This is a genomic window from Streptomyces sp. NPDC087422, assembly GCF_044744145.1.
GTDB lineage: Bacteria > Actinomycetota > Actinomycetes > Streptomycetales > Streptomycetaceae > Actinacidiphila.
This window is the reverse complement of record NZ_JBIUXT010000005.1, coordinates 387,126-406,888: the sequence shown is the minus strand read 5'-3', so window position 1 is coordinate 406,888 and position 19,763 is coordinate 387,126. Positions and strand designations below refer to the sequence as shown.

The window sequence follows — 19,763 nt, the reverse complement described above, 5'->3', positions numbered from 1 at the left end:
CCGCGACTTTAGTGACGCCCGGAGCCGTCGGCGGCCTCCTGCCGCGCCAGCACGACGAGTTCGGCGTCGTGTCGACCGGTCCAGCCGAACGGCAGGCCGCTGTGGAGCAGATACGCCCCGCTGTACACCGTCCCGTCCGCCGTGTCGGTGTAGCGGGCGGCGGGGTCCAGGCCGCGCAGCCGCAGCCGCGAGGCGCGTCCGGGGACCAGCGGCGCGCCGTCGAGCCGTCCGGTGCTCCACGCGGTGACCACGACCCGCGCGCCGCCGCGCTCCTCGTACTGGACACCGCAGGTCGGATCGGCGGGGCCGTTCAGCAGCCGGGCCGTGCCGTGGTGGACGACGTCGCGGATCTCCTTGTAGCGGGCGATCCAGCCCGCCGCCTCGGTGCGCTGCTCCGGCGTCCAGGCGCGGATGTCGGCGCCGATGCCGAGCACGCCCGCGATGGCGAGGACGAAGCGGAAGGCCAGGGAGCGGGGCCGCGGGTCGAAGACGCCGGGCGCGTCGGTGACCCAGGAGCTCATGGTGTGCGGGGCGTGCGCGTGCAGATAGCCGTACTGGATGGCGAGCCGGTCGAGCGGCGCGGTGTTGTCGCTGGGCCAGACCACGTCGGTACGGGCCAGCGTGGCGTGTTCGATGCGGGCGCCGCCGCCCGCGCAGCCCTCGACGGTGACGTGCGGGTGGTGGGCGCGCAGGTGGTCGAGGACCCGCAGGTATCCGGCGACGTGGTCGGCGTCGAGGTCCTGGCCCGCGGCCGGTCCCGTGTCGGGCCTGCCGCGCTCGGTCGGCGGGCGGTTCATGTCCCACTTGAGGTAGCTGACGGCGTGTTCGCCGAGCAGCCGGTCCAAGGTGGCGATCACGAAGTCCTGCACGTCCACCCGGCCGAGGTCGAGCAGCAGTTGCTCGCGGACGAGGGTCGCCGGGCGGCCGTCGATCCGGTACGCCCACTCGGGGTGCTTGGCGTACAGCTCGGACCGCGGGCTGATCGCCTCGGGTTCGACCCACAGGCCGAAGTCCATGCCGGTGGCGCGGACCCGCTCGATGAAGCCGTCGAATCCCTCGGGGAAGTTGGCCGGGTCCGGGGTCCAGTCGCCCAGTCCCCCGGTCTCGTCCTGCCGCCCGCGGAACCAGCCGTCGTCCACGACGAAGAGTTCGACGCCCATGTCGGCGGCGACGGCGGCCAGTTCGAGCTGCGCGTCGGCCTCGATGTCGAAGCCGGTGGCCTCCCAGGAGTTGTACTGCACCTTGCGGGTACGGTGCAGCCGCTCGCCGCTCAGCGCGCGCTCGTACGCGTGCCAGATCCGCGTCAGTCCGTCGAGCCCTTCCGGGCTGAAGGCGCAGGCGACGCGCGGGGTGGTGAGCGTGGCGCCGGGCGCGAGGCGGACGGACTCCTCGTGCGGCAGCCGTCCGGCGCGTACGCGGACGATCCCGCCGGGTTCCGCGTCCGCGGTGATGTGCCAGTTGCCCGACCACTCCAACGCGATGCCGTAGGTGGGGGTGTCGCCCTCCTGCGGGGCGGCGGCGTCCTGGACCGCGAGCCAGGGCGCGTAGGCGTGGCCCGGCACTGCCTGGGTGGAGGCCATCTCGAACCGGCCCCTGACGAGGTCGAGTTGGGTGCGCTGGAACTCCTGCGACCACTGGCCCGTGAGGTAGGTGAGCCGGGCGCCCCCGCCGTCGGTGACGGGGACGCTGATCGCGGCGGAGTCCAGGCGTTCCAGGCGCAGTTCGTCCGGTCCCGTGCAGGTCAGCTCGGTCCAGCGCAGCAGTACGTCGGTGCCGGGCACGGTCTCGTAGCGCAGGGCGACCCGCAGTCCGAGGTGGTCGTCGGTGAAGTCCAGGCGCAGCGACCGGTCGTCGTCCTGTGTGGCGCGCTCGAAGGTCCACCACACGCCGCGTTCGCCGTCGGGGCGGCGTACGACGAGGTCGGCGCCGCCGAAGGGACGCATGCCCTGGGGCAGGTATTCGGCCGGGGCGGCGTCGGCGGGGGTGATGTAGTGGGTGCGGCGCGACCAGTCCAGCGGGGACGGGCCGGTCTCGGCGCCGTGCGGGCCCCAGGCGGCGACCTCGGCCCACCGCCCGTCGCCGCCGAGGCGGACGGCGTAGGTGGTGGTGTCGGTGCGCAGCAGCCACGGTGCGGCCGACGGCGTTGCGGACGGGGTCACTTGACTGCTCCCAGGTTGAGTCCGGCCACGAAGTGCCGCTGGAATCGGAGGAAGACGATGACGGTCGGGGCGGCGGCGATCACGGAACCGGCCGCGATGACGTTCCACATGGAGACGTACTGGCCCTGGAGGCCGATCAGCGACGCGGTGATCGGCATCTTGCTGTCGGTGCGCAGCACGGTGATGGCCCACAGCAGGTCGTTGAAGATCCACGTGAACGACAGCGCGGTGAGCGCGGCGAGCGCGGGCCTGGCGAGCGGCAGGATGATCCGCGTGTAGATCTGCCAGGGGCCCGCTCCGTCGATGACGGCGGCCTGCTGGATCTCCGGCGGGATGGACCGCATGAAGCCGTGCAGCACGAAGACGTAGAAGCCGACGCCGAAGCCGACCTGGACGCCGATGAGGGCGTACAGCGAGTCGTAGAAGCCCAGTTGCTCGCTGAGCTTGGAGACCGGGATCAGCAGGATCTGCGGCGGCAGCAGATTGCCGCTGAGCATCACCAGCAGCAGTACGCGGCGCAGCGGCACGTCGTAGCGGCTGAGCGCGAAGGCGGCCATCGAGGCGAGCAGCAGCGAGATCAGCACGGTGGGGACGGACACCAGCATGCTGTTGATCAGCGCGCGCTGCTGTCCGCCGTCGACCCACGCCTGGCGGAAGCCGTCGAGGGTGAAGGAGTGCGGCAGGCCGCCGAGGCCGTTGGCGGCGATGTCGTCGAACGAGCGGGTGCTGGTGACCAGTACGACGACGATGGGGATCAGCCAGATCAGCGACAGCAGTCCCGCGCCGGTGTGGAAGGCGGCGGTCCCCCACGCCCGGCGCCGGTCGGGCCGACGGCTCCCGCCGCGCGCGGCCTTCGTAGCGGCACCCGCGTCCTCGCCGGTACGGTCCGCGGTCGGCGCCGCGTCGGCGCCCGCGTGCGTGACGGTCATGAGTCGGCCTCCTTGAAGGCGCGCACCAGGTACGACGCGATCACGCCGAACGCCAGCACGAAGATCACGACGGCGAGCGCGGAACCGTAGCCGAGCCGCAGGGACTGGAAGGCGGTGGAGTACATGTACGTGCTGAGCAGTTCGGAGGAGTGGTACGGGCCGCCGCGGGTGAGCGCCCACACCACGTCGAAGGAGCGCAGCGAGTCGATGATGATGACCGACAGCACGACCGCGTTGACGCTGCTGAGCTGCGGCAGCGTGATGTGCCGGAACTGCTGCCAGCGGGAGGCGCCGTCGACCTTGGCGGCCTCGTAGAGCATCGGGTCGATGCCCTTGAGCCCGGCCAGGTAGAGCACCATCACGTAGCCGATCTGCCGCCACAGGGCGGGCACGATCACGGCGTAGAACGCGGTGTCCTGGTCGGCGAGCCAGGGGTGGGTGAGGCTGCCGAGTCCGAGGCCGGACAGGGTGTGGTTGATCAGGCCGTCCGGCTGGTACATCGCCTGCCAGACCAGGGCGGTCGCGGTCAGCGAGAACACCACGGGCAGGAAGATCGCGGCCCGGTAGAAGCCGACCCCGCGCCGCTCCTGCTGGAGCAGCAGGGCCGCGCCGAGGCCGAGTGCGGCGGACAGGCCGCCGAAGAGCACCAGCCACAGCACGGTGTCGAGCACGGCGGTGTGGAAGACGCTGTCGTGCACCATCTCCCGGTAGTTGCCCAGGCCGATGAACGACGGCGCCGAGACGCCGTCCCACTTGGTCAGCGAGAGGTAGAAGCCCTGGAGGGCGGGCCAGAAGACCCAGAAGCCCTCGGCGAGCAGCGGGACCAGGACGAAGGCGAGGACGACGGGCGGGACCCGGGTCGCCTGCTTGCGCTTCTTCGGCTTCCCCGGCTTCTTGCCCGGGTCCGCGCGGGTCGCGGTGAGCACCGCCATCTCACTGGCTCCAGATCTTCTGCGCGTCCCGCTGCCAGGTGGTGAGGATCGAGTCGATCTCCTTGGGCTTGGCCAGGAACTTCGTCAGCGCGGTGTCGGCGGTCGGCTGGAGGGCGTCGCTGGAGTCGCGGTTGAAGAACTGCGTGACCTCGGCGGCGCTCTCGATCAGCGCGCGGCCCTTCTTCACCAGCGGGGTGCCGCTGTCCTTGGCCTTGGGGTTGGTCGGCAGCGCGGTGCCGGAGGAGCCCTTGATGTAGGTCTCCTGCGCCGGGGCGGTGGCCAGATACCGCATGAAGTCCTTGACCTCGTCCCGGTGGCCGGTGCGGGCGCTGGCGAAGTAGCCGTCGGTGGGGCCCTCCTCGGCCATCGGGATCTTGGCGTCGATCACCGGGAAGCGGAAGAAGTCGATGTCGTCCAGTTCGCCCTTCGGGGCGGAGTCGGCGAAGAAGGTGCCGATCAGCATCATCCCGGTGCGGCCCTGGAGCAGCGCCGTGGTGGCGTCCTGGAAGGCGAGCGCGGTGCCGTTGGGGTCGAAGTACGGCAGCGCCTCGGCCCACTTGTCGAAGACCTTGCGGACCTCGGGGTCGTCGAAGCGGTGCTTCCCCGCGAGCAGGTCGCGGTGGTACTGGGCGCCGTTGATACGGATGTTGAGGTAGTCGAACCAGGACGACGCGACCCACGCGGTGCCGCCGCCCGCGCCGAGGCCGATCGGCGCGACGCCCTTGGACTTGAGCGTCTCGCACAGGGCCATGAACTCGTCCCAGGTCTTGGGCTCCTGGACGCCCCACTTCGCGAAGTTCGACTTCCGGTAGAACACGCCCCACCAGTAGTACGTGGCGGGCACGAACACCTTCTGGCCCGACGAGGAGGTGCACAGCGTCTGGAGCGCCTTGGAGTAGCCGGACAGCTCCGGCTCGGCCCAGATGTCGCCGACGTCGAGCAGCAGATTCCTCTTGGCGTACGAGTCCGCGACCGAGCCGGGGTACCAGGTGAGCAGATCCGGCGGGTTGCCGGAGGTGAGGTACGTCGGGAGCTGGGTGCGGAAGGTCTCAGAGGCGACCGTGTTCAGCTTGGCCTTGCCGTCGCCCTGCTTGTTGTACGCGGCCACGAGGTCCTGCATCGCGGCCTTCGCCTGCGGGGACGACAGGTTGGACTGAAGGGTGACCGGGCCCTTGCCCGACTGAGTCTTGGCACCGGACGAGCCGGAGGTGACGCAGCTACTCATCATCGCCGCGGCGCCGACGGCGCCCGCACCGGCGAGGAACCGGCGGCGGCTGGGTTGCGAGGTGTTCATGGGACTCCCTTACGCCCACGGAACGGGGCCCGGCCCCCTGACGACCGGGCCCTCGTTCGGCTGGTACAGACTGTCGTGACGGCGGAGCGCCGTCAAGATTAATTCCTAATTTATTTACTTAGGCACGTCCGTGGCCCCTGCGCGATCCCGCACCGGACGCCGTACCCGACCTGTCAGAGCGTGCTCTGGCGGACGGCTCCGCCCACCCCGCGGAAGACCACCAGCACGCTCCCGTCCGCCGCGGCCGTGGCCCCGGCCGACCCGTCGAGCGCCCCGCTCACGAACGCCGTGCGCGGGTACCACCCCGACCAGGTGTCGCTCGCGGCGTCGTACCCCCGCTGCCAGAGCGTGTAGTCCGAGGCCCGCGCGAGCAGTTGGACGGTGCCGCCCGCCGTGACCAGCGTGGGCGCGGCACTGATGGTGCCGCCCAGCGACGACCAGCCCGACCAGGCGCCCGAAGTGTCGCGCACCCGCGTCCACACCGCGTCGTCCGCGGCCCGCACCGCCACATGGATCCGGCCCGCGGCGTCGGCGACGGCCGACGGCCGTCCATACAGCGCCAGTCCGTCCGGCGCGCCGATCGAGGTCCAGCCGGTGCGCGGGCCGCGGCTGCGGACCGTGCCGTCGCTCCCGGTGGCGAACAGCGTCCACCGGTCGGGGCCGTCGAAGGCGACGGTCGGCGCGTCCGCGAGCCGCCCGCCCAGGCTCTGCCAGCCGCCCCAGCGGCCGTGTTCGTAGGTCCGCCGGTACGCGGCGCCGTCCGTGCCGCGCACGAACACGTCGATCCGGCCGCCCGCGCTGCCGTACGCGGCGGGGTCGCCGAGGAACCGGCCGCGGGTGGGGCCGCCGAGGTCGGTGGTGCGCGCCGGCCAGTGACCGTCCCGGCCGGTGCGCGCCCGCAGTTCGCCGCCGTCGCCGCGGGTGAACGCGGTCAGCGTGGCGCCGTCGCGCACCAGCGCGGGGCTCGCCGTGGACCGGCCGCCGAGCGTGACGCCGGGCGCGTCGTCGCGCCCGGTGAGCTTCAGGAAGGCGGTGCCGTGGGCCGGGACGGTGACGGTGTACGAGCCGCTGCGCGTGCCCCGGTCGGCGCGCGCCCGCAGGTCGCGTACGGCCACGTCGCCGGTCAGCCCGGCGGCGGCGAAGTCGACCGTGCGCGCGGCGGGCCGGTCCGAGCGGTTGAGCAGGACGACCGCGCGGCGGCCCGCGCCCTGGAGGACCTTGCTGTAGACGTCGCCGGTCGCGTCCGTGGCCACCCGTACGCCCTGGATCGCCAGCGGGTCCTGGTCGACGGCGAGGATCTCCGGATTGCGCAGCGTGTCGAGCATCGCCTTGGGCAGGGTGCGCGGGTCGGAGCCGATGACCAGCGGGGAGGCCATCTCCGCCCACATCACGAGCTGCGTGGTGGACTCCTCCTGCGTCAGCTCGTACGAGCCGTCGGGCATCTTCCGCATCGGGATCAGATAATCGGGGTCGTTGTAGTGGCCGGGGCCCTGCGCCTCGGGGTGCCAGGCGTTGGCATCCATGTTGCGCAGCACATTGGGCCACTCGTCCGCGGTCGGCGTGCCGTAGGCGATGTCGGTGCCACTGCGCCAGGAGTCGGCGGCGGTCGGCCCGTACACGTACGCGTTGTGCGCGTCCTGCGCCGGGGTGTGCGGCAGACCCCAGTCGTCGGTGAGCGGGTTGCACAGGTTGAGGATCATCGGGCGGCCGGACTTCGCGACGGCGTCGCTGAACTCCTTGAAGGCCGGGCCGGGATCGAGCTTTTCCGCGATGCCGCACAGGAAGTCGACCTTGACCGCGTCGATCTTCCAGGCGGCGAACTGGTCGGCGTCCTGCCGGTAGTGGCCGCGGCTGCCGAGCCCGCAGTTCGCCGGGTCGTAGTCGCCCGCGTCGGTGTAGATGCCGGCCTTGAGTCCGCGCTGGTGCAGATAGGTCACCAACGCCGGTATGCCGGAGGGGAATCGGTCCCGGTTGGCGGTCAGGCGTCCGGCGCTGTCGCGGGGCGTGTCGGCCTGCCAGCCGCCGTCGAGCCACACGATGTCGTAGCCGCTGTCGCGCAGACCGCTGCTGACGAGGTGGTCGGCGACGCTTCTGACCTGGGCCTCGGTGGGGGCGCCGAGGCCGTAGTAGGTGTTCCAGCCCATGTACGGCGTCGGCGCGAGGCCGCTGTCGTAGAAGGCGGGGGCGCCGTCGGCGGCGGTACGTGCCGGGGCGTCGGCATGCGCCGCCCCCGGCACCGCGACCGCGAGCAGTACGCCCGCTCCCGCCGTCGCCACGGCGCGCCGGGCACGCGCCGTCCCTGAACGATGCGAAGTCATGAAGGGTCTCCCGAGAGTTGGGGATACGCGGACGGCCGCCTCCCGGAACACCGGGGACCGCCGCCACGACGAAGACTGTGGCGGCGGTCCCGAACCCTGTCAACGATAATTACTAATTAACTTAAATTTGCAGCTCCGGGTCGCTGTCCTGGCCGCTTCCCCGACCGCCGTCGCGCCCTTCCGGAGCGGGCGCCGTCCAGTTGCCGAGGAGCTGGAGCGCCTGGGCGCTCGGCGAGCCCGGCTCGACGGTGTAGACGCACAGCGTCTGGTCCTGATCGCCGGGCGGTTGCAGCGACTCGTAGGAGAACTCCAGGTCCCCCGCGACGGGATGGCGGTAGCGCTTGATCCCGTGGGTGCGGCGCAGCACCCGGTGGTCGTTCCACCACGTGGTGAACTCCGGTGAGCGCAGGGTGAGTTCACCGACCAGGTCGGCGAGCTGGCGGTCGTTCGGGTAGCGGCCGGCCTCCAGCCGGAGCATGGCGACGGTCTCGGCGGCGAGCTGCTCCCAGTCGACGACGCGCTCGCGCGCCTCGGGGTCCAGCAGGTAGTAGCGGGCCATGTTCCGGCGGGTCGCGGGCAGCGCGTCGAAGTCGACGAGCAGCGCGCGGGCCAGCCGGTTGGACGCCAGCACGTCGGTGCGGCGGCCGAGGACGAAGGCGGGCACGTGCTCCAGCGTCTGGAGCAGCAGATGGAGTCCCGGCCGAACCCGCTGCGGTCCGCTCGGCGCGTGCCGGGACCCTGCGGGCCTGCGGGTCAGCAGGTCGGTCAGGTGCTCGCGCTCGGCGGTGTCGAGCCGCAGAGCTCGGGCGAGCGCGTCGAGCACCTCGGGCGACGGGTTCCCGCCGCGCCCCTGTTCGAGCCGGGTGTAGTACTCGGCGCTCACCCCGGCCAGCCGGGCCACCTCGTCGCGGCGCAGCCCCGGCACCCGGCGGACCCGGCCGTCGGCGGGCAGTCCCGCCTCGTCGGGGGTGATACGGGCCCGGCGCGAGCGCAGGAAGTCGGCGGTGTCGGTGCTGCGGTCCATACCCCCAGTGTGGCGGGCGGCGCGCGGGCCGCGCGCGTCGTGACTGGCCCTGTCAGTACCTGCCTCGCCGGTGCGGGTCAGGCCGTTACCTGCCTGCTCAGGGCACTTTTCGGCGCTCCGCGGCGGCTGCCCGGGTGGTCTGCTGGACGGCAGGCGGACCGAGGGTCCGCCGCCGGATCACACCGAACACGAAAGGTGGACAGCCATGTCCGCGCACGACATCAGCAAGCCCCTCACCGGCCGGGTGGCGGTCGTCACCGGCGCCTCCAGCGGTCTCGGCGAGGCGTCGGCGGAGCACCTGGCGGAACTCGGCGCGAAGGTCGCGGTGCTGGCCCGCCGCACCGACCGGCTGGACGACCTGGTCGCCCGGATCGCCAAGAACGGCGGCGCCGCGCTGGCCCTGCCGGTCGACGTCACCGACCCGGAAGCCCTGCTGGCCGCCGCCGACCGGGTCGCGGCCGAACTGGGCGGCACCGACCTGCTGTTCAACAACGCGGGCGTGATGCTGCCCTCGCCGATCGAGGAGCTGCGCACCGACCTGTGGCAGCGGCAGATCGACCTCAACGTCAAGGGCCTGATGAACGCGATCGGCGCCTTCACCCCGCAGTTGATCGCCGCCGCGGCCGAGCGCGGCGTCGCCGACCTGATCAACACCTCGTCCATCGGCGCGCGGAACATCTTCCCGACCTTCGCCGTCTACTGCGGGACGAAGGCGTTCGTGACGCATCTGTCCACGAATCTGCGGGTCGAACTCGGCCCGAAGAACGTGCGCGTCACCTCCCTGGAGCCGGGCATCGTCGGCACCGAACTCCAGACCCACGTCACGGACGCGGGCGCGCTGGAGTGGCTGGACGGCGCCCGGCGGTCGATGGAGTTCCTGGAGGCCGGGGACATCGCCAGGACCGTCGGTTTCATCGCGACGCTGCCGCCGCGGGTCAACATCCAGCAGGTCACCGTCATGCCGACGGGACAGCCGAGCTGACCCGTCGGCAGCGCCGGTCAGTGGCCGGAGGTCGCCTTCAGACCGACCACGGCGACCAGCAGCAGCGAGACGAAGAAGATCCGGGCGGCGGTCGTGGGCTCGCCGAGCACCGCCATGCCGACCACGGCCGCACCGGCCGCGCCGATGCCGACCCAGACGCCGTACGCCGTACCGATCGGCAGCGTCTTCGCCGCCTGGGAGAGCATCAGCATGCTCGCCACGATGCCCGCGCCGGTCAGCAGACTCGGGACGGGACGGGTGAAGCCGTCGGTGTACTTCATTCCGATCGACCAGGCCACTTCGAGCAGACCTGCGACAACAACAAGGACCCATGCCATGAGGGCACCTCCGTGGGTTTCGTGCTTACGGGGGTGCGCCGTCTTTGCAGGGTCCCGGTACGACGCGCTCGTCGGGTACTCATCCGACCATAGCAAATTCCGGCAATACGGCCACCGGCCGAGGCGCGGACCGGCCGCCGTTTCCGGGACAGTCCCGGAGTCGCACCCCGTTAGCGTACGGCGTATACCTTGATCCTCGGCGGAACCGTTCGCGGGTGTATACGCAGTACGCTGCGTAGTGGCGGCGGCGAGGAATCCGGTGTCGCTCAGGCTGTCGACCAGGAGGTGGCGGGACCCGTGGCGGCTCACAAACGCTTGAACAGGGACGAGCTGATTTCCACCGCGCTCGCCGTGGCCGACAGCGAAGGTCTCGAAGCCGTCACCATCCGGCGGGTCGCCCAGCAGCACGACGTGACGCCGATGGCGCTGTACCGGCACTTCCCGGACAAGGACGGGCTGTTCGACGCGGTCACCGAGCGGCTGCTGACCGACGTCCGGGTCCCGGAGCCGGACGAGCGGCCGTGGCACGAGCAGATGAACGACCTGCTGAGCGGTTTCCTCGCGGCGCTGCGCCCGCACCCCAACGCCGCCGGTCTGGTGATCACCCGGATCTTCGCCTCGGAGCCCGGTCTCGTCGTCACCGAACGCACCCTCGCGCTGCTCTCCGCGGCCGGTCTGCCGGTCGAGCAGGGCGCGCAGACCGCCGGTCAGGCGCTGTGCTCGCTGGTGACCCTGGTCATCACCGAGCCCGGCCGCAGCAATCCGGCCCTGGACCCCGAGTCCCGCGAGGAGGCCGTCAGCGCGAAGAAGGCGAGCCTGCTCGACCTCTCCCCCGACCGGTACCCGCACGTCGTGGCGGCCGCCGACGCGCTCTTGTCGTGCGCGAGCAACGACGCGTACTACCGGCGCGGTGTCGACATGATCGTCGCGGGCATGCGCGGCACGGCGCAGGACGCCCTCGCGGCCGAGGCCGTCACCGGCTGACCCGGCGCGCCCTCGGGACTCGGCGCTGGAAGCCGTTACCAGGGGACGACGCCGGCGTCCTCGAAGAACCCGCCGGTCGGGCCGTCGTCGGGCAGGGTGGCGAGGCGGATGGGGGTGGCCGCGCCCTGCTGGGGGGTGCGGGGGCCGAGGAAGCCGGTGAAGTCGGTCGCGACCAGGCCGGGGCAGGCGGCGTTGATCAGGATGTTCGTACCGGCGAACTGCCGGGCGTAGTGCACGGTGACGGCGTTGAGGAACGTCTTCGTCGGCGAGTAGGCCGCCATGACCGGGCCGATCTCGACGTCCGGGTCCGCCTGCCGGGTCAGGGAGGCGACGCTGCTGGAGACGTTGACGACGCGCGGCGACGCGGAGCGCCGCAGAAGGGGCAGCATCGCGTTGGTCACGCGGATGACGCCGAGGACGTTGGTCTCCACGACCGTGCGGACCAGGTCGAGGTCGAGCGTCGTCGGGTCCTGCGTCCACCCCGGCCCCGTCGGTCCTGAGATACCGGCGTTGTTGACCAGGGCGTCCAGGCGGCCCTCCCGCCGCTCGACGAGTTCCGCGGCGTCGGTGACGCTGCGGTCGCCGGTCACGTCCAGCGGCACCCCGAAGGCGTCCACCCCGGCGGCGCGCAACTTGTCGACGGCGGCTTCGAGGCGGCCCCCGTCACGCGCTCCCACGCCCACCCGGTAGCCGAGGGCGCCGAGGCCGCTCGCGATCTCGTAGCCGATTCCCTTGTTCGCGCCGGTCACCAGCGCGATCTTCGTTTCGCTCATGCCGTCGATGCTCGCCCGCGGCCGGGCCGCGCATCCAACACCGATACGGTGCTCTGTCATACCCGGCAGGTATCACACGTACGCTGGGGTCATGGACACCTTGGAGATCCGCGAGCTTCGGTACTTCACGGCGGTCGCCGAGGAACTGCACTTCGGCCGCGCCGCCGAGCGCCTCGGCATGGCCCAGCCACCGCTGTCCCGCGCGATCCAGCAGCTCGAACGGCGGCTCGGCGTCACGCTGCTGATCCGCGACCGCCGCGGGGTCGCTCTGACCGGCGCCGGTCAGGTGCTGCTGCACGAGGGCCGCGCGGCCCTGGACGCGACGGCCGCCGCCGCGCGCCGTACCCGCCGGGCCGGTGACGCCGACCGCGCGGACGGGGCCCGCGACCGTCTGGTCCTGGCGGTGAAGGCCGCCGCGTCCCACGAGCTGCTGCACAAGCTCCTGGACGCCTACGCGGCCGAGCCGGACGCCGCCGAGATCGAGGTGCTGCCGAGCGGCACGTGCGAGCAGGGCGAGATGCTGCGCGACGGCCGCGCCGACGTGGCGCTCATGCACAAGCCGTTCAACTCCCTCGCCGGATTCGACAGCGAGGAACTGATGACCGAGGGCCAGATCGCCATCCTGCCCGCAGGGCACCCCTTGGCCACGCGCGAGGTCCTGTCGCTGGCCGACGTCACCGACCTCCCCGATCTCCCGCTCGCCCGCTGGGCCCACGACGGCACGTATCCCCCAGGCCCTGGCCCCGAGATCCACGACCAGACGCAACTGGCCCAGCTCATCGCCCTCGGCCGCACCATGGCCGTCTTCCCCGACTCCGCCCGCGCCTGGCTGTGGGCCGAGCACACCGCCGTCCCGCTCAGCGACGCTCCGCCCGTCGTCACCCACATCGCCTGGCCCGCCCACAGCCGTTCCCTCCCCCTCGCCGCCCTGGTCCGCACGGCCACCCGGCTGTGAGCCGGCGGACCTGGCGACCGGCAAGCGGCCGGGGCGCGGGGGTCAGGCCCGCTCGGGGAGCGCCGCTCCGACCGCGGTGAGCCAGGCGTCGGCGAGCAGGGCGTGACCGTCCGGGGTCAGGTGGATGCCGTCGTCGGTCCACTTGCGGGGACCGGCGTCGGCGGCGGCCCGCGTCATCAGCGCGTCGGCGGGGACGAGGGTGGCGGAGAAGTCGGCGGCCAGTCGCCGTACCACCGCCAGCTTGCCGTCCAGGTCGTCGCGGAACGCCAGTTGGTCCTCGCTGACGGGCATCACGAACGGCTCGATCAGCACCAGCGCGCTGCCCCGGTCGGCGGCCTGGCCGAGCACGGTGCGGTAGTGGTCCTCGTACTCCTCGTCGGAGGTGGGGTCGTCGCTGTCGAAGCGGCGCCACACCTCGTTGATCCCGACCAGCACGGACACCACGTCGGCGCCGACCGCCAGGCAGTCCCGGTCCCAGCGGCCCCGCAGGTCGACCGCGCGGTTGCCGCTGATGCCCCGGTTGACGAAGCGGACCCCCGAGCCGGGGTGCTCGGCCGCGTACCGCTCGGCCACCATCGCCGCGTAGCCGTCGCCGAGGGAGTCGGGCGCGTCCAGGTCACGACCGCAGTCGGTGATGCTGTCGCCGATGAAGAGCACGACGCCGTCGTCCGGAACGAGATTCGGGCGGACCTGCGGGCTCAGAGGGGACGTCATGATCGGGCCTTTCCCGTGCCGACACGCGTTGCGCTGTTCGTACCACTGTTCGGATCGCCCACTGTACGGTCCCCGATCTGCCCGTTCGCGACCGGCCACCTGCCAACCAGCGGCCCGCCCAGCCGGATTCCGTCCGCACCTGCCGGTACCAACGGCGATGGACGGCGGGTTCGACACACAGCACGGCGGCACCGACCGCACCGCGACGTGGCCGGCGGGGGGCGGAAACGTAACGGGGCTGTACCGGGCTTCCGGCCGCGGTGTTCGACGTCAGAGCCGTATGCCAATATGCGCAGCATGCCTTCCGTGGACCGCTATCTCACCGATGACGAAGAACTCATATACGTCACCCGGCAGCACTGGACTCAACTCGTCGGCGAGTTCGTGGTGTTGTGTGTGACATGGGCGGCGGCGGGCGCGCTGCTGTGGGTGCTGCCCTCCGGCAAGAGCTGGACGGACGCCGCCAGGTACGTGGTGCTCGGTGTGGCCGCGCTCGTGTCGCTGTGGTTCTGGCTGATCCCGCTCATGAAGTGGCGCGGCACCCTCTACATCCTGACCACCAAGCGGGTCCACACGCGGGTCGGCTTCGTGAACAAGACCGGGCGCAGCATCCCGCTGGCCCGGATCAACGACATCTCGTTCGCCGCCTCCCTGTGGGAGCGGATCATCCGGTGCGGCACGCTCAAGATCGAGTCGGCCTCCGAGCAGGGCCTGCTGACCCTGAAGCACATTCCCGACCCCGAGGGTCTGAAGAGGACCATCTACGAGGCGATGGACGGCGACCAGGAGCACCGCTACGGCGCCGAGGAGCGGATCTCGCGTTCCCGCTGACGGAAAGACGGCAGGACGACTGGAGAGCCCCTGGGCGGCGGTGACACCGGCCAGGGGCCCTCTCGCGATCGATCCGGCTCGGACCGTCAGCCGTCGTTCTCCGACGACGGGATGTACGCGCCCGGTACGTCGTTCGGCGCGAAGATCCTGGCCTCGCCGGGGTACGGCTTGGTCCAGTTGTGCGTCTGGTACCAGGTGAGGTGGTTCATCTGCGCCGGGTTGGCGTAGTCGGGCACGGCGTTGGGGCCGGTCAGGCGCTGCTGGGACTTCCAGGTGTCCCACTGGTCCGCGAGCCGCTTCTCGGCCGCCGGGACCGCCGCCGCCGGCACCGCCGCCGCGTTGGGGTCCTGCGCCGCCGGGGTGTCGACGCCGCAGGAGGGCGGGGTGGACAGACCGTCGGTGAGCGAGGTGCGATTGGCCAGAGCGTTGAACGGCGCGAGGTCGGGCTTCTTGGTGAAGGCCGCGGTCATCGGGCTGGCCGCCGTGTCCTTCTGGTTCATCGGGTGGACCCCGAGGATCTGCTCGATCGTGCGGATCATCGTGATCTGCGAGTAGTAGTGGTTGTCGACGACGCCGTGCCGGGCGTACGGACTGATGATCTGGATCGGCGCGCGGTGGCCGTCGATGTGGTCGAGACCGGCCTGGGAGTCGTCCTCGACCACGAAGATGGCGGAGTCCTTCCAGTACCTGCTGTGCGAGATCTCGTCGACCATCTTGCCGACCGCGAGGTCGTTGTCGGCGACCTGCGCGGCCGGGCTCGCGGGACCGCCGGTGTGGTCGCTGGAGAGCCAGAACATGTTCAGGTTCGCCGGACCGTTCCTCTCGAAGTCCTGCTTCCAGATCTGGTACCGGTAGACGTCGGGGACGCTGGTGTCGAACTTCGGGAAGCCCGGCACGGACACGGCGTTGAGCGACGGGATCGGCGAGGAGGAGTCCAGCGGGTAGGCGGTGTCCTTCCCGGTGGCGTCCATGGTCTTGGCGTCGCAGTACAGGTTCTGCCAGCTCGCGTCGGCGGGTTTGGTCAGGAACTGCTGGAACTCGCCGAAGTCCCGCACCGACTTCCCCGCCGCCTGCGCGCCGGTCCACAGGAACCCGCTTCGCTGGTGGCCGAGCGCGTCGTCCTCGGTGTCGTAACTGCGCAGGTACTCACCGGCGGAGGACTCGGTGTACTCCGGATTGTCCGCCTGCATCAGCCAGTTGTGGCCCTCGGCGGAGTTGGTGCCGATGTCGTACGTGTTGTCGTACAGCCCGAACTGGCGCGCCAGCGCGTGCTGGTTGGGTGTCACGTTCTCGCCGAACTGGGTCAGCGACGGGTCGCCGTCGCCCTGCGGGAGGTCGCCGAGGATCTGGTCGTAGGTCCGGTTCTCCTTGACGATCAGGAAGACGTGCTTGATCGTCGAGGGGTCGCCGAGCCGCGCGGGGACCGGCACCGGCTTCGCGTGGCCCTTGGAAGCGGCCTCCTTGAGCGAGCCGTTGGTCCAGCCGTTCTGCCGGAAGACCTTGGCCGTCTGGGACGCGATGACACGGTCGTTCGGCAGCGTGAAGTGCTGCACGCTCGACGTGGTGTCGTGGGTACCGTGCCCGGCGGCGGTGGTGGGCCGACGGGCGTCCACGCCACGGGTGTTGGAGACGACGACCTGCTTGCCGACGGTGGCGATCTCGGCCGGGAAGTAGTCCGTCGGGAGCAGTCCGACGTAGCTGACCGGCTCCTGCGGGGTCGTGTAGCGGTAGACGGCGACGGCGTTGGCGCGGCCGAGCGTCACCAGGAGGTGCCCGTCGTCGGTGAGGGTCACGGCGTCGGGTTCGTAGCCCACCGACGCCTCGGGCCACGGCCGGGTGGCGATGGTCTGCACGACCTTGTCATTGGCCGTCCTGATCACCGACACGTCGTTGGTCGCGGTGTTGGTGACGAACACCGCTCCCTTCTTGGCGTAGACCGCGGTCGGGTGCAGCCCGACGGTGATGCTGGCCGGCGCGGCGTCGGGCTTGGCCAGGTTGATGACACTGACCGTGCCGGTCGTGGTGGCGGCGGTCACCGGGTCGGCGGCCACCTGGGTGTTGTACGAGTTGATGGTGGTCTCGCCGGGACGCGCCGGACGTCCGCCCTCGTTGCTGACGTACAGCTTGTCGCCGACCTGGGCGATGCCGCGCGGGGCGTTGCCGACGGGCCAGCTCCGCTGGACGGATCCGGTCGCGGCGTTGATGGCGACCACGCGGTTCTGGCCGTTGACCACGCTGTACACGGTGGCGCCGTCGGGCGAGAAGACCGCCGCGCTCGCCAGCGCGTGCCGGGGACCGTCGGCGGGGATCTTGACGGCCGTCGGGTGGGCGAGGCTGCCGTCCGCGTTCACGGTGAACTTGGTGTATCCGTCGGTCTGGCCGAGCCACAACTGCGAGCCGTCGGGCGAGTACGCGGGGCCTTCCTGTCCCACGTCATTGCCGCTGATCCGCAGGTCGGCCGCGGCGGAGTTGCCGATGAGCTGCTGCACCTTCCAGCTCTTCAGGTCCACGACGGACAGCGCCATCCCGCCGTCGGTGACCGCGGCCGCCAGGTGGGTGCCGTCCGGGCTGACGGTGGACGACATGATCTTGCCGTTGTTGACGACGAGGCGGTCGCCGTACGGGGCGATGTACTGGTCGCTGGAGATGACCTGGCCCCGGTCGGTGGTCTGCCCGACCTGCTGGGTGCCGAACTGGTGCGTCTGGGCGAACGCGGTGCCGGTGGCGGCGAGGGCGAGGGCGCTGACGCCCGACGTCACCAGGACCGCCCGGCGTCCGACGCGTTTGCCGAAAATGCTGAACTCCGGTTTCTCGGTACGCCTTCGGCGGCGAGCTACCTGCATGGAGTCATCCCTTCGAGGAGTGGAGCAGTTCGACGTTGCCGTCGAACTGCCAGAGCGGGTTCGGCGCGTCCCCGACGGGGGTGCGCACGAGGAAGTAGCCGTTGACTTCCTTCGGCCCGTCGCCGTCGGCCACGAACCGCCCGTCCGCGGTGACGTCGAGCTGGTAGACAGCCGTCCCCGCGGCTGTGACGTCGGGGAGATGCCAGGTGACGACGCAGCGCCAGTCGTTGCCCGGACCCTCGGCGGCGACCTGGCCCCCGCCCCTGTTGCACGCCGCGGTGACGCGCAGGTGCTCCTCCGTCACGTCGGGGCGGTTCAGGTCGCCGGCCTGGACGCGGTAGAGGTGGGCGAACGCGGTGGCCACCGACCGCTGGATCTTGTCCTGGTCGATTCCGGAGCCCGTCGACGGGGTCGCCACGGCGATGACCGCGAAGGTCGCGGCCAACAGGCCGGTCAGCGGCAGGAGTCCGGCGGTGACGGCACGGCGCCCCGAACCGTCGGAGGTGAGGTCGGTGAAATCGCGGCGCAGGAAGAGCAGACACGCGAGTCCGGTCGCGACCACGGCCCACACCACGCTCACCGCGATGCCGATCAGCAGCGGTTCGAGCTGTCCCGGACTGGTGAACAGACCGTTCCACGAGAGGAAGGCGTAGCCGGGCAGGGCCAGGCGCAGAGCTACGGGCAGCGGCAGCATCTGGGCGAGCTGCATCGCGAGCGCGACGAGCGCGGGCAGGAGCAGACCCATCGGGGACCGTCCCAGCGCGATCGACCCGAGGAGTCCGATCGCGGCCAGGGCGAGGGTCGGCGCGACGACACAGGCCCAGGCGAGGAGGACGTCACGCGCGGCGTCGGAAGGCGCCAGCAGGTGGCCGTCGAGGCCGACCAGCGGGTGGTTGCCGACCGACAGCAGCCCGCCGACCACGCCGGAGGCGGCCAGCCCGGCCACGAGCAGCAGGATGACCGTGACGCTGGCCAGTGCCTTCGCGGCGAAGATCCGCCCGGGCGACCTGACCGCCACCAGCAGGTGCCGCCAGGTGCCGAGCCGGTCCTCGGAGGCGAAGACGTCCCCGGCGACCAGCGAGGTCAGCAGCGGGAGCGCCCAGGTGCCGGAGAAGCCGAGCACCACCAGCGATCCGGCCCACCCGGTGGCATGCATCCAGCGGCCGAAGAGGGTGTCGGAGGGGAGCGTGCTCTGCTGGCTCACCGCGGCGACGAAGAGCGCGGGCGCGATCCAGCAGGCGAGCACCAGCAGGCGGATGCGCCACTGCGACACCAGCTTGACCAGTTCGAAGCGGTAGGCGCGGGCCACCGAGACGCGGCGGACTCCGGCCTCGTCGTCGTGGCCGTCATGGGCGTCATGGCCGTCAGCCGGGCGGTCGGTCGCGGACACGGTCGCGGTCATCGGGCCGCCTCCTGCTCGGTGAGGGCGAGGAACGCGGCTTCGAGGGGCGATTGCACCGGGCCCACCTCTCGTACGGCGACGCCGTCGCGGACGATCCGCGCCACCAGGTCGTCCAGGGCCGGCGTCGGCGCGCGGACGACGAGGACGTCGGCGCCGCGCCATGTCGCGGCCTCGTCCACGACACGCACACCGGCCGTGTCATGGGCCAGCCGGCTGGCGGCCCGCTGGTCCGAGGTCAGCAGCCGGTAGTCGAGTTCGCGGCTCTCGGCGGCCAGCTTGCCCAGCGGGCCGGAGAAGACGGTCCTTCCGGTGGCGAGGATGGTGACGTCGGAGCACAGCGCTTCGAGGTCGTCCATGCGGTGGCTGGAGAGCACGACCGTGGCGCCCTCGGCGGCGAGCCGGGTGAGGACACCGTGGACGTGCTTCTTCCCCGCCGGGTCGAGGCCGTTGGACGGTTCGTCGAGGACGAGCAGCCGGGGTTTGGTGAGCAGGGCCGCGGCGAGTCCGAGGCGCTGCCGCATGCCGAGGGAGAACCCGCGCGCCTTGTCGTCGGCGACGTCCGTGAGGCCGACCTGGTCGAGTACGTCGTCGATCCCCGCCGTCCGCGCGTCGCGTCCGCGCAGGGCGGCCAGCGCGGCCAGATTCTGCCGGGCGGTGAGCGAGGGGTACAGCCCCGGCCCGTCCACGAATCCGGCCACCCCCTCGGGAGCGGCGAGCAGCCGGCCGATCGGCGTGCACAGGATGTCGAGGTGCCCGGCGTCGGCGACGGCCAGGCCCAGGAGCAGGCCCAACAACGTGGTCTTGCCTGCGCCGTTCGGTCCGACCAGGCCGTGGATCCGCCCCTGCGCGACATCCAGATCCACGCCGTCGAGGGCGACGACGTCACCGAAGCACTTGGTGATCCCACGAGCCCGGACAGCAAGGAGAGTGTCCATGAGTCCCTTCTTTCACAGCCCTCAGGGACCCTAGGGACAGCACAATGCGCCGTCATGGACTACGAGTTGAACGCTGGGAGAACGACAGGAGACCCGCTCGCGGTGCACGCGTGCCCCGCCCCGAGCCGCCGCACGCCGCCGCGCCGACGACCGCGACGGCGCCTTCCGCGACTACATCGCGGACTCGGCCAACAACGTGATCCGCCGGGTCGACGCGCGGACCGGGACCATCACGACCGTGGCGGGCGACCATACTGCCGACAAGGCGGACGACGGCCTCGGCGCGTTCTCCGGCGACGGCGGCGCGGCGACCTCCGATCGACCGGTCCTCGGACCTGCTGTACCTCGCC

At 71.5% G+C, this 19,763-nt stretch carries 16 protein-coding genes and 1 riboswitch; of the genes, 4 read left to right on the top strand and 12 right to left on the bottom strand.

From position 1 onward, the window contains the following. Window positions 1-8: 8 nt before the first annotated feature. From ACIO6U_RS18900 to ACIO6U_RS18875, 6 genes are all read right to left on the bottom strand, one after another. Window positions 9-2,159, bottom strand: coding sequence for an alpha-galactosidase (locus ACIO6U_RS18900; RefSeq protein WP_401720444.1), 2,151 nt, complete (start codon window positions 2,157-2,159; stop codon window positions 9-11). Then, a complete protein-coding gene (locus tag ACIO6U_RS18895; RefSeq protein WP_401720441.1) occupies window positions 2,156-3,088 on the bottom strand; it encodes a carbohydrate ABC transporter permease in 933 nt (310 codons plus the stop codon). Before ACIO6U_RS18895 ends, ACIO6U_RS18900 begins: the two co-directional genes overlap by 4 nt. Beyond that, entirely contained in the window at window positions 3,085-4,020 is a 936-nt protein-coding gene (locus ACIO6U_RS18890) for a carbohydrate ABC transporter permease (RefSeq protein ID WP_401720438.1), read from the bottom strand. The genes ACIO6U_RS18895 and ACIO6U_RS18890 overlap by 4 nt, the downstream gene beginning before the upstream one ends. 1 nt (window position 4,021) lies before the next feature. After that, entirely contained in the window at window positions 4,022-5,314 is a 1,293-nt protein-coding gene (locus ACIO6U_RS18885) for an ABC transporter substrate-binding protein (protein ID WP_355334962.1), read from the bottom strand. Between the two features lie 173 nt (window positions 5,315-5,487). Continuing rightward, entirely contained in the window at window positions 5,488-7,632 is a 2,145-nt protein-coding gene (locus ACIO6U_RS18880) for a glycoside hydrolase family 27 protein (protein ID WP_401720435.1), read from the bottom strand. 121 nt (window positions 7,633-7,753) lie between these two features. Further along, complete coding sequence (locus ACIO6U_RS18875; protein ID WP_401720432.1) at window positions 7,754-8,656, bottom strand: helix-turn-helix transcriptional regulator; 903 nt, start codon at window positions 8,654-8,656, stop codon at window positions 7,754-7,756. 205 nt (window positions 8,657-8,861) lie between these two features. On the opposite strand from ACIO6U_RS18875, the gene ACIO6U_RS18870 reads away from it, so the two are divergent. Then, on the top strand, window positions 8,862-9,638 hold the full coding sequence (locus ACIO6U_RS18870; protein ID WP_401720430.1) for an SDR family oxidoreductase: 777 nt from the start codon (window positions 8,862-8,864) through the stop codon (window positions 9,636-9,638). Window positions 9,639-9,655: 17 nt separating this feature from the next. On the opposite strand, the gene ACIO6U_RS18865 is transcribed toward ACIO6U_RS18870, so the two are convergent. Continuing rightward, complete coding sequence (locus ACIO6U_RS18865) at window positions 9,656-9,976, bottom strand: multidrug efflux SMR transporter (protein ID WP_188280976.1); 321 nt, start codon at window positions 9,974-9,976, stop codon at window positions 9,656-9,658. A gap of 32 nt (window positions 9,977-10,008) precedes the next feature. After that, a riboswitch (guanidine-III (ykkC-III) riboswitch) is annotated at window positions 10,009-10,079 on the bottom strand. 194 nt (window positions 10,080-10,273) lie between these two features. Between ACIO6U_RS18865 and ACIO6U_RS18860 the strand changes: the two genes are divergently transcribed. Beyond that, a complete protein-coding gene (locus tag ACIO6U_RS18860) occupies window positions 10,274-10,960 on the top strand; it encodes a TetR/AcrR family transcriptional regulator (RefSeq protein WP_355334974.1) in 687 nt (228 codons plus the stop codon). 35 nt (window positions 10,961-10,995) lie between these two features. Here the strand turns inward: ACIO6U_RS18860 and ACIO6U_RS18855 are convergent, their stop codons facing one another. Then, entirely contained in the window at window positions 10,996-11,733 is a 738-nt protein-coding gene (locus ACIO6U_RS18855; protein ID WP_391047814.1) for an SDR family NAD(P)-dependent oxidoreductase, read from the bottom strand. A 91-nt stretch (window positions 11,734-11,824) separates the two neighbouring features. On the opposite strand from ACIO6U_RS18855, the gene ACIO6U_RS18850 reads away from it, so the two are divergent. Further along, entirely contained in the window at window positions 11,825-12,688 is an 864-nt protein-coding gene (locus ACIO6U_RS18850) for a LysR family transcriptional regulator (RefSeq protein WP_401720426.1), read from the top strand. A 42-nt stretch (window positions 12,689-12,730) separates the two neighbouring features. Here ACIO6U_RS18850 and ACIO6U_RS18845 read toward each other — a convergent pair whose 3' ends face one another. Further along, on the bottom strand, window positions 12,731-13,402 hold the full coding sequence (locus ACIO6U_RS18845) for a GDSL-type esterase/lipase family protein (RefSeq protein WP_391047819.1): 672 nt from the start codon (window positions 13,400-13,402) through the stop codon (window positions 12,731-12,733). A 297-nt stretch (window positions 13,403-13,699) separates the two neighbouring features. Here ACIO6U_RS18845 and ACIO6U_RS18840 point away from each other — a divergent pair, with 297 nt between their 5' ends. Beyond that, window positions 13,700-14,233 carry a PH domain-containing protein gene (locus ACIO6U_RS18840; protein WP_401720423.1) on the top strand — a complete coding sequence of 178 codons (534 nt, stop codon included), beginning with the start codon at window positions 13,700-13,702 and terminating at the stop codon, window positions 14,231-14,233. Between the two features lie 86 nt (window positions 14,234-14,319). Here ACIO6U_RS18840 and ACIO6U_RS18835 read toward each other — a convergent pair whose 3' ends face one another. The 3 genes from ACIO6U_RS18835 to ACIO6U_RS18825 are packed head-to-tail and all read right to left on the bottom strand — an operon-like array spanning window position 14,320 to window position 19,413. Further along, the gene (locus ACIO6U_RS18835; RefSeq protein ID WP_401720420.1) at window positions 14,320-17,076 is read right to left on the bottom strand and encodes an alkaline phosphatase family protein; all 2,757 of its coding nucleotides are present in this window, start codon (window positions 17,074-17,076) and stop codon (window positions 14,320-14,322) included. Window positions 17,077-17,080: 4 nt separating this feature from the next. Further along, a complete protein-coding gene (locus tag ACIO6U_RS18830) occupies window positions 17,081-18,478 on the bottom strand; it encodes an ABC transporter permease (RefSeq protein ID WP_401307476.1) in 1,398 nt (465 codons plus the stop codon). Further along, window positions 18,475-19,413 carry an ABC transporter ATP-binding protein gene (locus ACIO6U_RS18825; RefSeq protein ID WP_401720416.1) on the bottom strand — a complete coding sequence of 313 codons (939 nt, stop codon included), beginning with the start codon at window positions 19,411-19,413 and terminating at the stop codon, window positions 18,475-18,477. The genes ACIO6U_RS18830 and ACIO6U_RS18825 overlap by 4 nt, the downstream gene beginning before the upstream one ends. Between the last annotated feature and the right edge of the window lie 350 nt (window positions 19,414-19,763).